Origin of the sequence: Marinitoga sp. 1155 (genome assembly GCF_001021175.1) — a bacterium.
Taxonomy (GTDB): domain Bacteria; phylum Thermotogota; class Thermotogae; order Petrotogales; family Petrotogaceae; genus Marinitoga.
In genome coordinates, this window is the sequence record NZ_AZAX01000021.1 from 59635 (window position 1) to 71218 (window position 11584).

14 protein-coding genes are annotated in these 11584 nt (G+C 28.5%); 6 read left to right on the forward strand and 8 right to left on the reverse strand.

Annotated features, from left to right (window positions below):
• Positions 1 to 7: 7 nt before the first annotated feature.
• The 8 genes from rpoD to rplU form a co-directional block, all read right to left on the reverse strand.
• Positions 8 to 1270, reverse strand: coding sequence for an RNA polymerase sigma factor RpoD (gene rpoD, locus X274_RS07310; RefSeq protein WP_047266168.1), 1263 nt, complete (start codon positions 1268 to 1270; stop codon positions 8 to 10).
• Positions 1270 to 3000: a DNA primase gene (dnaG, locus tag X274_RS11625; RefSeq protein WP_052913237.1), complete on the reverse strand. Its 1731-nt coding sequence runs from the start codon at positions 2998 to 3000 to the stop codon at positions 1270 to 1272. Before dnaG ends, rpoD begins: the two co-directional genes overlap by 1 nt.
• 79 nt (positions 3001 to 3079) lie before the next feature.
• Positions 3080 to 3487, reverse strand: a complete 408-nt coding sequence (rpsI, locus tag X274_RS07320) for a 30S ribosomal protein S9 (RefSeq protein WP_047266169.1) — start codon at positions 3485 to 3487, stop codon at positions 3080 to 3082.
• A gap of 14 nt (positions 3488 to 3501) precedes the next feature.
• The gene (gene rplM, locus X274_RS07325) at positions 3502 to 3948 is read right to left on the reverse strand and encodes a 50S ribosomal protein L13 (protein WP_047266170.1); all 447 of its coding nucleotides are present in this window, start codon (positions 3946 to 3948) and stop codon (positions 3502 to 3504) included.
• 17 nt (positions 3949 to 3965) lie between these two features.
• Positions 3966 to 4496, reverse strand: a complete 531-nt coding sequence (locus X274_RS07330) for a hypothetical protein (RefSeq protein ID WP_047266171.1) — start codon at positions 4494 to 4496, stop codon at positions 3966 to 3968.
• A 12-nt stretch (positions 4497 to 4508) separates the two neighbouring features.
• On the reverse strand, positions 4509 to 4787 hold the full coding sequence (gene rpmA, locus X274_RS07335; protein ID WP_175419790.1) for a 50S ribosomal protein L27: 279 nt from the start codon (positions 4785 to 4787) through the stop codon (positions 4509 to 4511).
• Positions 4784 to 5077, reverse strand: a complete 294-nt coding sequence (locus X274_RS07340; RefSeq protein WP_052913238.1) for a ribosomal-processing cysteine protease Prp — start codon at positions 5075 to 5077, stop codon at positions 4784 to 4786. The genes rpmA and X274_RS07340 overlap by 4 nt, the downstream gene beginning before the upstream one ends.
• Before the next feature lie 4 nt (positions 5078 to 5081).
• Positions 5082 to 5393 (reverse strand): 50S ribosomal protein L21, encoded by a 312-nt coding sequence (gene rplU, locus X274_RS07345; protein ID WP_047266173.1) that lies wholly within the window; start codon positions 5391 to 5393, stop codon positions 5082 to 5084.
• Positions 5394 to 5723: 330 nt separating this feature from the next.
• Between rplU and X274_RS07350 the strand changes: the two genes are divergently transcribed.
• From X274_RS07350 to tpiA, 6 genes are all read left to right on the forward strand, one after another.
• Positions 5724 to 6500, forward strand: coding sequence for a DUF368 domain-containing protein (locus X274_RS07350; protein WP_197073335.1), 777 nt, complete (start codon positions 5724 to 5726; stop codon positions 6498 to 6500).
• A gap of 10 nt (positions 6501 to 6510) precedes the next feature.
• Positions 6511 to 7257, forward strand: coding sequence for an undecaprenyl-diphosphate phosphatase (locus X274_RS07355; RefSeq protein WP_047266174.1), 747 nt, complete (start codon positions 6511 to 6513; stop codon positions 7255 to 7257).
• 4 nt (positions 7258 to 7261) lie between these two features.
• Entirely contained in the window at positions 7262 to 7699 is a 438-nt protein-coding gene (locus X274_RS07360) for a nucleoside-triphosphatase (protein ID WP_047266175.1), read from the forward strand.
• Between the two features lie 312 nt (positions 7700 to 8011).
• Complete coding sequence (locus X274_RS07365) at positions 8012 to 8395, forward strand: YbaB/EbfC family nucleoid-associated protein (protein WP_047266176.1); 384 nt, start codon at positions 8012 to 8014, stop codon at positions 8393 to 8395.
• A 137-nt stretch (positions 8396 to 8532) separates the two neighbouring features.
• Positions 8533 to 9537: a type I glyceraldehyde-3-phosphate dehydrogenase gene (gap, locus tag X274_RS07370; RefSeq protein ID WP_047266177.1), complete on the forward strand. Its 1005-nt coding sequence runs from the start codon at positions 8533 to 8535 to the stop codon at positions 9535 to 9537.
• Positions 9538 to 9599: 62 nt separating this feature from the next.
• Positions 9600 to 11567 carry a triose-phosphate isomerase gene (gene tpiA / locus X274_RS07375; protein ID WP_047266178.1) on the forward strand — a complete coding sequence of 656 codons (1968 nt, stop codon included), beginning with the start codon at positions 9600 to 9602 and terminating at the stop codon, positions 11565 to 11567.
• The last annotated feature ends 17 nt before the right edge of the window (positions 11568 to 11584 follow it).

Here is an 11584-nt window from a genome sequence, read left to right on the forward strand (position 1 = left end):
CCCCCAGTTATAATTCTTTTCCAAGCATTGAGCTTAATTCTTTAAGTTGAGCACTTCTGCTGGGGTGTCTTAATTTTCTTAAAGCTTTAACTTCTATTTGTCTAATTCTTTCTCTTGTTACGTTAAAATATTGACCTACTTCTTCAAGTGTTTTTACTTTTCCATCGAGTAGTCCATATCTCATCTTTAATACCATTGCTTCTCTTGGTTGTAATGTGTCCAATATTTTTTCTAATTCTTCTCTTAATAGCATTTTCATTGCAACTTCAGATGGTTTATCAAGTGAATCATCGGCTATGAAATCACCTATTGTAGAATCATCTTCGTCAGAAGAGCCTAAAGGTGAGTCTGCAGATATAGTTTCTCTTGCTGTTAATAATATTTCATTAACTTTTTCAACTGGTTTGCCGGTTAATTCTGCAAGTTTTTCAGGTGAAGGGTATTCGCCATACTCCTGCAAATATTCCCTTATTATTTTATTGAATTTATTAATTGTTTCAACCATATGTACAGGTATTCTTATAGTTCTTGCCTGGTCAGCAATTGCACGTGTAATAGCTTGTCTTATCCACCATGTTGCATATGTACTGAATTTAAACCCTTTTTTATAATCAAATTTATTAACGGCTTTAATCAGTCCGATATTTCCTTCTTGAATTAGATCAAGAAACGATAAACCTCTACCAACGTATTTTTTTGCAATTGATATAACAAGTCTTAAATTAGCTCTTATTAATTCGTCTCTTGCTTTTTTATTCCCTTCATGAGCTCTTTTAGCTAATCTTCTTTCTCTTTGTGGTGTTAATAATTTAATTTTTCCAATTTCTTTCAAATAAACTTTTATAGGATCTTTTAAAGACATATTATCAAATACTTGAGTTACACCATCTTCTAAATAGTCCATTAATTCTATGGTAGCAGTACCTTCAGATTCTATTATTTCTTCAATTTCATGAATACTATTTTCGTCTAATTGAGAACCATCATCTACAACGATACCTTCTTTTTCTAAAGATTCATACACTTTTTCTATTAATTCTGTATCTAATTCAGATGGAAGAGTTTTATCAATGTCTTCATATGTTAATATCATATTATTCTTTTTTGCTTTTTTTACTAACTCTTTTATAATTTTTTCAAATGGTTTAGGTGGTTTATAACTTTTTCTTTTTTTCTTTTTCACTTCAACATATTCCTGTGATTTATCAATATTTCCAATTTCCAAATCTCCTATATCTTTTATAGCCTTCATTAAATCTTTATCTGCCATTAAAAAACACCTCCTCGCTTTTTAAGGCTAGCGAGTATCTCGAATATTTCTCTCATTAAATCTTTTTTTTCAGTTGGATCTGTAGTAGCATTTAATTTTTTTCTCAATTTTTTTATTTGTTTTTCTTTTCTAATTTTATCTACTGATTGTATTAGACTTAAAAAAATACTTTCAGGTTCTAATTCATAATCAAAATTCCATACAAGTTTTATTAAATCTATTAAATCTTCGCTACCATTTTCCAAAATTTCAGATAAATCGTAGCCACTTTCAATTAGTTCGAAAAACTCTTTTCCTAAAGTTTCAAAATCTTTTGATGATAATTTTTCTTTTATTTTTTCTCTAAATCTTTTATGTTTAATCCATAACCATATTAATTGCTTATCTAATTCTCCAGCTTTTTTGGAATAAGCATCAGATATATTTTCATCTTTTGGTGTATATGGTATGATTTTTCTATTCAATTTTTTATATTTTATTATATTTTCAATAGCTTTTTTTATATTGTTTTCTGGTTTTAAAAGAATTAATGAAATTCTTTTAATAAACGTATCCAGAATAACAGCATGTTTTGATTTTTGAAATTTAAGATACCATTCAGCCATTTTTTCAAGATATTGTTCTATACCAAATTCGTCGTTTATATTATACTTATCTTTGTAATATTCAGGAATAAAATCATAAAATTTTTTTGATTTTTCTAAGGCATTTAACACCCCAGTTTCACCGGATTTCTTTATTAATTCATCTGGATCTTTTGCATTATATTGAGAAATTGCGACTTGAAAACCATAGGATAATAGATAATCCAATGATCTTAAAGTAGCTTTTTGTCCAGCTTCATCCATGTCAAACATTGTAATTATTTTATCTGTTAATTTTATAAGTTTTTTTGCATGATTTGCTGTAAAAGCTGAACCTAAAATAGCAATGGAGTTTTCAAAGCCATTTATATGCATATTTATTGCATCAAAATATCCTTCTACTAATATAGCATATTTTTCTCTTTTTATTATGTTTTTAGCTTTATTATATAAATATAGAATTTTAGATTTTTGAAAAAATTTATTTTCAGGACTATTTAAATATTTTGGAGATTCATTATTTATTGTCCTACCAGCAAAGCCAACAATTCTTCCAAAATCATCTTTAATAGGAATAATAATTCTATTTTTAAATATTTCCGTTTTATCTTTTCTAAGTATTCCTAATTCGTTTCCAAGAGAAACAGGTAAATCAAAATCATCGAGAATTGACGATTTTAATGTTCCGTTTGAGAATCCTAATTCAAATTTTTCAGCATAATCTTTATTTATACCTCTACCTAATAAATATTTCCAGGCTAAATGTGAATTAGGAAGATTTAATAATAACTCTTTATATTTTTTATGATAATTTTCAAAAATTTGTAATTCAATAGGAAGTTCTCTATTTTTAAAATATTTAGAGATATCAATTCCAGCCATAACAGCAGCTTTTTTTACAGCATCTATAAAATTTAATTGTTCATATTTTTGAATAAAGTTAATAGGGTCTCCATGAGCCCCGCAGCCAAAACAATGAAATGTATTTGTTGCCGGGAAAATAAAAAAAGATGGAGTGTCTTCAGGATGAAATGGACATAGAGCAGTATAATTCTTTCCTGTTTTTTTTAAGGAAAGATAGCTGCCCACTATATCTTTAATACTCAATCTTGAATTAATTTCATCAATAATTTCTTTTGGTATCAAGACATCATCTCCATATAGCAAAAAGATGGGAACGAATATCGTTCCCTCATTATGCAATACTTTTGTATAAAAACAAAAATCATCTCTTTGAGAATTGTGGAGCTCTTCTTGCTTTCTTTAAACCGTATTTCTTTCTTTCTACTTCTCTTGGATCTCTCGTTAATAAACCATATTTTCTTAATACAGGTCTTAAATTTTCATCATATTCTAATAAAGCTCTCGCAATTCCCAGTCTAATAGCACCAGCCTGACCGTTCATTCCGCCACCTTCAACAGTTATAACCAAATCAAATTTTCCTTCATTTTCAGTAACTGCTAAAGGTTCTAAAGCGTGTTTTGACCAAACTGGATTATTATTGAAATATTGTGTCAAGTTTTCAAATTCTTTTTTGTTTACCCTTACTTTACCGTCACCTGGTCTTAAATGTACTCTTGCGATAGAAGCTTTTCTCCTACCTGTGCCGTAATAATCTATAAATTCAGCCATGCATTATTCCCTCCTTATAATTCCAACTTTTCTGGTTTTTGTGCTTCATGAGGGTGATTAGAACCAGAATAAACCTTTAATTTTTTAAACATATGTCTTCCTAATGTTGTTTTTGGAAGCATACCTTTAACTGCTTTTTCTATCAATCTTTCAGGATATTTTTCTAATATTTCTTTAGCTGTTTGCTCCTTTATTCCACCTGGATAACCAGTATGTCTGTAATATTTCTTTTGTGTCCATTTCTTTCCTGTCAATATAATTTTCTCAGCATTAATCACTATTACATAATCACCTGTATCAACATGTGGTGTATAAGTTGGTTTGTGTTTTCCCTGTAATACTCTTGCTATCTGAGAAGCTAATCTACCCAAAGATTTTCCTGTTGCATCAACAACATACCATTTTCTTTCTACTTCTTCATTTTTTGCTAAATAACTCTTTTGAGTCATTATTGAAGCCATTTTACTGTCCTCCTTTCTTAGGAAAAAAAGTTCTTAATTCTTTTATATAACAAGTCACCTAAAATAGCGTCTATAATAAATTTTATCAAATTAAAAGATATTATAGTTATAGCTAAAGTCCATGATGATAATCCAAAATACTTTGCTGCCTCACTAAAACTCATTTTAAAATAAAGCGGTATAATAGCCATATTCATCAATACCATCACAATTCCAACAATAAAAGAAGATATTACGTATTTTATATATTTATTTATATTTATCTTTAATAAAGTTAATATAGTTATAAATGTCAGAATTGCGACAAAATCCATTGAAACTCCTATTAAATCACCAGATTTAACAAAATAAAATACTAAATCTTTGGTAATTAATGAAAATAAGGCAGTCTGCCAATTAAATAAAAGAAGCGAAGATATAATTAATAAAGCACTTGGATCAAATTTTAAAAAACTTGCAAAAGGAAATATTGGAAATTCTAAAAACATTAAAAGTACGGATAAAGCTCCCAATATTCCTGCCGTGGATAAAATTTTTACACGGCTCATATTATCACCAACTCATCTTTCGGGATATACACTAATTAATCTTCTGTTATTTCTTCTTTCGAATTTTACATAACCTTCTATTTTAGAATATATTGTATGGTCTTTACCCATTCCTACATTATTGCCTGGATGAAAATGAGTACCTCTTTGTCTAACAATTATATTTCCAGGTATTACTTTTTGACCGTCTCCCTTTTTTACACCGAGGTACTTTGGATTAGAATCTCTTCCATTTTTTGCAGTACCTCCACTCTTTTTAGATGAAAAGAGTTGAAGATCTATTTTCATTATTTATTCACCTCCACCTTCAAGTTATATGGATAACTCTCCTCAAGACTTTTTAAAGCATCGTGTAAATATTTTACTAATTTATCGGACAATTCATTATTTTTCCATTTGATTTTTAAGTATCCATCTCTCTTTTTATAATTTCCGATTTTTTCATTCTTTATAATTTCAGCAACAAATTGTGTTAAAGTGCTAACTGCACTACATAGTATATCTTTACCGTATTCATCAAAATCTGCATGTCCATCAATTTCAACATAATTTTTTTTTAAATTGAATATGATATTAATCATAATATCATGCTTCGATTTTTTTAATTTTTAAAGTTGTAAAATGTTGGCGATGTCCTTTTTTTCTTCTATAGTTTTTTCTTCCCTGAAACTTTACAACTAATATTTTTTTGTCTTTACCATGTTTAACGACCTCAGCAACAACTTTAGCATTTTCAACATAAGGTTTTCCAACTTTAGCAGAATCGCCTTTTACAAATAAAACCTTATCCAATACAACTTCTGCGCCTTCTTCATATCCGTTTAATTTTTCTGTGTAAAGTTCCATGCCTTCTTCTACTTTATATTGCTTTCCGCCAACTTCAATGATAGCGTACATATGGTCACCTCCTCTTGAAATAGTAATAATGGGCTAAGGTACCTTTTCGGGTTTAAGACCTTAGACCCTTTCCGAATTATTTTATCATATTTCACCAAAACAATAGTTAAACTTATGTTAAAATTATAAATCAGTTTGATATATCATGTTGTCTAAAAAAACAAAGTTATTCAGATAATTTCTTTTTTATTCTAAAAACTCTTATCTGATCACTTTAAATACATAAAATTTATTCAAAAGTAAAAAAAATTAATATAAAAAATGTGATTTTATTGTATAATATTATGGCGTAAAAAGTCTATTCTTCACAGACAAATGGAGGTGTAAATATTGCGGGATTTTATACTTGGTTTAATAATGGGGATTGCAGAATTATTGCCGGGAATTAGTGGAGGTACTATAGCGGCCATATCTGGAAGATATGAAATTGTTTTAAAATCAGCATCAGATATTATATCATTAAGATGGTCAAAAGAGTCGCTGAAAGTGATTCTTTCTTTAATCATTGGTATGGGAACATCTATAATATTCTTATCGAAATTTTTATCATATTTGTTTAACAAATATCCAGAGTATTCTTATGGTATCTTTGCTGGATTAATAATAGGAGGGCTTATTTATTTATCCAATCAAATAAATTTTAAAAAAAGAGAAAATTATACTATTATAATTATTACTTTCATTATTGCATATTTCTTTTTAAGTTTTACTAAATCTATTGAATTAACAACTGGAAAAATAAGTTTTTGGTATTTAATGTTTGGAGGTATTATTGCGGTATCTGTAATGGTTTTACCTGGAGTAAGTGGATCATCCATGCTTTTGATTATGGGGTTATATAAACCGGTTATAAATGCTGTTTCTAATTTTGATTTTGATATATTGATTCCTGTAGCGCTTGGTATCTTTTTAGGGTTGATTTTTATTATAAAGTTATTGGATGAGCTAATGAAAAAATTTCATGAAAAAGTTATGTCTTTTTTAATTGGATTAACATTGGCAGGATTATTTGTTATTTTTCCTATAACTTCCAAAATATTAACTTACATATTTTTTATAATGGGTATTTTTTTATCAAAATATTTGGAAAAAATATTAAATGAATAGGGGTGGAAACATGAATGAGATTATTTTAGGTGTTATTCAAGGATTAACAGAATTTTTACCAGTTTCAAGTTCGGGGCATCTTGCATTGTTCTCGAAATTGATAAATTTTAATCCTAATGTTTCGTTTTTTGCTTTTTTACATTTAATGACATTTTTTGCTGTATTGCTATTTGTATATAAAGAAGTATGGTTTATATTAAAAGGAATTTTCACACTCGATAAAGAGGCATGGAACCTTGCTTTGAAAATAATTGTGTCTACTATTCCTGCTGCAATTATAGGTATTTTATTTGAAGATCAAATAAGTGAAGCTTTTTCATCTTTAAAAATTGTGGGATTATTTTTTCTATTTACATCTATAGCTATGATTTTGTCTGATAAATTTAAAGGCAATAAAAATTTAATTGATATTAGTTATATTGATGCAATAATTATCGGGTTATTTCAAGCGGCGGCTATTTTCCCTGGAATTTCCAGAAGCGGTTTTACATTATTTGGCGCCTTAATATTAAACATAAAGAAAGAAGATGCATTAAAATATTCATTTTTAATGAGTTTGCCTGTTACTTTTGGAGCTGGACTATTGGAAATAAATAAAGTAACCTTTACTATGCCTGTTATATATTCTGGAATTTCAACATTTATTTTTGGGGTTTTTGGTTTATATATATTAAAAAAGACTGTAATTAATGGGAAACTCAAATATTTTGGATATTATACTATTTTTACTGCTATATTAAGTTTTATTATTGGGTGATTTTATGAAATTGCTTTTAACAGGAAAAATGGGAATAGGTAAAAGTACCATTTTAAATAAAGCAATAAATAAATATAATATAAAATACGGCATATTTACAAAAAAAAGTGATAAATATCTGTATGCATATTTGTTGAATTCGAATAAAAAATATATTATAGGAGAAAAAACATTACTTGGTATGAGTATAAATTATGCTGGATTTGAATTGATAACATACGAATTAAAGAAAATAACATTTCCAGATTTTTTTGTTGTTGATGAAATAGGCTTTTTGGAAGAGAAGTATGTACCATATTTGAATGAATTAGAAAGAATTATAGAGGAAAGTAGAAATTTTATAGGGATAATAAGATTATTTTTTCATGAAAGGTATTACTTTTTAAAAGATTTGCCTATTATAGAAATTACTGAAGAAAATAGAGAAAATATAGAATTATAAAAATAAAAGCTCCGGATTCCTCCGGAGCTTTTATGAAACCATATATCTATATGGAATCGGGGGATGGGGATTTCAAAATTATTATATCTTAGATATATTAATTCAAAGTTACGAAAATAAGACAATTTTATATAAAAGGTAACTTTTTATATAGTCTGCTTTTGTACATAATATGAAAAAAATTTCACACTAAAAAGTGAGAATTTTTAATTTATTTAAACATAATCATTAAAATTTGAGATTTATGATATAATATAACTGATAAAACTAGAATAAAATATTTAAAATAAATTGAAAAGCGAGGGGAAAGAAATGGCGAAAAAGATTAGAGGATTAGGTGGAAGAAGTTTAAAAGGTTCTGGAGGAAAAAAGAATGATATAATGAAATTGATGCAAGAAGCACAAAAAACACAAGAATTAATGGAGCAAGAAATGAAAAAGTTTGAAAATGAATTATCTTTAAAAGATTTTGAAGCAACAAGTGGTGGTGGGGTGGTAAAAGTTATAGTTTCAGGAGATTTAAGAATAAAAGATATTGAAATTTCAGATGAACTTGAAGATGAAGAATTTGAAATAATAAAAGATATGATCATTGCTGCAGCCAATGAAGCTTTAGAAAAAGCAAAAAAGTTTAAAGAAGAAGAAACAGAAAAAATTTCCCAAAAATATTTAGGTGGATTGAATTTAGGGCTATAATTAACATTAATTAAATATAATTATCGATAAAAATTTATAATAGTAAAATATTAATTTCAAATAAGAGAACTATAATATACTTAGAGAAAAAAATAACAAAATTCAAATTTACTATAAATTCAGGAGGTGTTCTTATTATGGCTATTAAGATTGCTATTAACGGTTTTGGGAGAATTGGGAGAGTAGTATTTAGAGAAATGATGAAAAGAGAAAATTTTGAAGTTGTGGCTATTAACGATTTGACAGATCCAAAAACATTGGCTCACCTGTTAAAATATGATAGTGTTCATGGGAAATTTGATGGAACTGTGGAAGTTTCAGAAGATGGTTTTGTTGTAAATGGAAAAGAAATAAAAGTATTTGCTGAAAAGAATCCTGCAAATTTACCATGGAAAGATTTAGGAGTAGATATTGTTATTGAATCAACAGGTGTTTTTAGAAATAAAGAAAAAGCTATGCCACACATAGAAGCAGGGGCTAAAAAAGTTTTAATTACTGCTCCAGCAAAAGGAGAAGTTGATTTAACAGTTGTGCTAGGAGTAAATGATGAATTGTTATCAAAAGAACATGTAGTTGTTTCAAACGCATCCTGTACAACAAATTCAATAGCTCCAGTAATTAAAGTATTAAATGAAAAATTTGGTGTTAAAACGGGGTTATTGACAACAGTTCATTCTTTTACAAATGACCAGAGAGTATTGGACTTGCCTCATAGTGATTTAAGAAGAGCAAGAGCAGCAGCTGTGAATATTATACCGACAACAACAGGTGCAGCTAAAGCTGTAGGTGTAGTTATTCCAGAATTAAAAGGAAAATTGGATGGTATTGCTATGAGAGTTCCAACTCCAGACGGTTCAATTACAGATTTAACAGTAGTTGTTGAAAAAGAAACAACAGCAGAAGAAATAAATGCGGTAATGAAAGAGGCTTCAGAAACATACTTAAAAGGTATTTTAGGATATAATGAAGATATGATTGTTTCTTCTGATATTATTGGAACAACATTTTCGGGAATTTTTGATGCAACATTGACAAAAGTTATGGATGGTACATTAGTAAAAGTAGCTTCGTGGTATGATAATGAATATGGATATTCTGCAAGAGTTGTGGATTTAGCAGAAAGATTAGCAGAATTAATATAAATTACTAAAATAGGGGGCTGTTAAGTCCCCTTTTTAAAAATATGAAAAAGGGGGAGAGTATAATGGAAAAAATGACAATAAAAGATATAGATTTAAAAGATAAAAAAGTGATTATGAGAGTAGATTTTAATGTTCCAATGAAAGATGGTGTAATAACAAATGATAAAAGAATAAAAGCAGCATTACCCACTATAAAACATGTGTTGAATGAAGGTGCGAAGGTTATATTATTGTCTCATTTAGGAAGACCAAAAGGAGAACCTAAACCAGAGTTTTCTCTAAAACCAGTAGCAGATAGATTATCTGAACTACTAAATCAAGAAGTGAAATTTGTTCCTGAAGTAATTGGAGAAAAGGTTAAAAATGCTGTTAATGAATTAAAAGAAGGAGAAGTATTATTATTAGAAAACACAAGATATATGAAAGGTGAGACGAAAAATGATTTAGAATTAGCCAGAGAATGGGCTAATTTAGCAGATATTCATGTAAATGATGCATTTGGTACTGCGCACAGAGCACATGCTTCAAATGTTGGAATTGCTCAATTTATACCAAGTGTTGCAGGATTCTTAATGGAAAAGGAAATAAAATTTTTATCGAAAGCTACATCTAGTCCTGAAAAACCATATATTGTAATTTTAGGAGGAGCTAAAGTTTCAGATAAAATTGGAGTTATAAATAACTTATTGGATAAAGCTGATAAAATATTAATTGGTGGAGCCATGATGTTTACATTTTTAAAAGCATTAGGAAAAGAAATAGGCTCTTCGAGATTTGAAGAAGATAAAGTTGATCTTGCAAAGGAATTGTTAGAAAAGGCGAAGGAAAAAGGTGTTGAATTAGTATTACCAGTTGATGCTATAATTGCTCAAAAATTAGAAGCTGGTGTTGAAAAGAAAATTGCAAAAATTGAAGATGGAATAGAAGAAGGATGGATGGGCTTAGATATAGGACCAGATAGCATTAAATTATTTAAAGATAAATTAGCAGGTGCAAAAACTGTTGTATGGAATGGACCAATGGGTGTATTTGAAATAGAAGATTTTGCAACTGGAACTAAAGAAGTTGCTAATATGGTTGCAGATATTACTGAAGAAGGTGCTATTACAATTATTGGTGGTGGAGACAGTGCAGCTGCCATTGAATTGTTTGGTTTGGAAAGAAAAGTATCTCATGTATCAACTGGTGGTGGTGCATCATTAGAATTTTTAGAAGGAAAAGAATTACCAGGAATAGCAAGTATTGCATCTAAAAAAAAAATAAATAAAAGAAGATATATATTAGCTGGGAACTGGAAAATGAATAAAACCAATTTAGAAGCAGCTGAATTCATTTCAAAATTGACAGCAAATATAGGCAAGGAAAAGAAATTTGACATTATAATTGCGCCAACATTTTTAGCATTAGAAAAAGCTGTTGATTTGACTTCAAGTACTAATATAAAAGTATCTGCACAAAATATGTATTTTGAAAATTCTGGAGCATATACAGGAGAAATTTCGGCAGGGATGTTAAAATCTATAGGTGTTGAATTTGTAATATTAGGCCATTCAGAAAGAAGAAATATTTTTGGAGAAACAGATGAGATAATAAATAAAAAGATAAAAAAAGCATTGGAAAAGGGATTGACACCTATTTTCTGTATTGGAGAGAAGCTTGAAGAAAGAGAAAAAGGATTAACCTTTAATGTTATTGAAAAACAAATAAAAGAAGGATTATACGGATTAGATAAAGGTGAAGTTCAAAAAATAATCATTGCTTATGAACCAGTTTGGGCAATTGGTACTGGAAAGGTTGCAACACCAGAACAGGCTGAAGAAGTTCATGCATATATTAGGGAGTTGTTATCAGAAATATACGATTTAGAAACTGCAGAGTCCATAACAATATTATATGGGGGAAGTGTGAAACCTGATAATTATTTCGGATTATTTACAAAACCAAATATAGATGGTGGACTGGTTGGTGGAGCATCATTAAAAGAATCATTTATAGAATTAGCAAATATAATGAAAAACATAATAATATAAAAAAACATAGCAGGAAT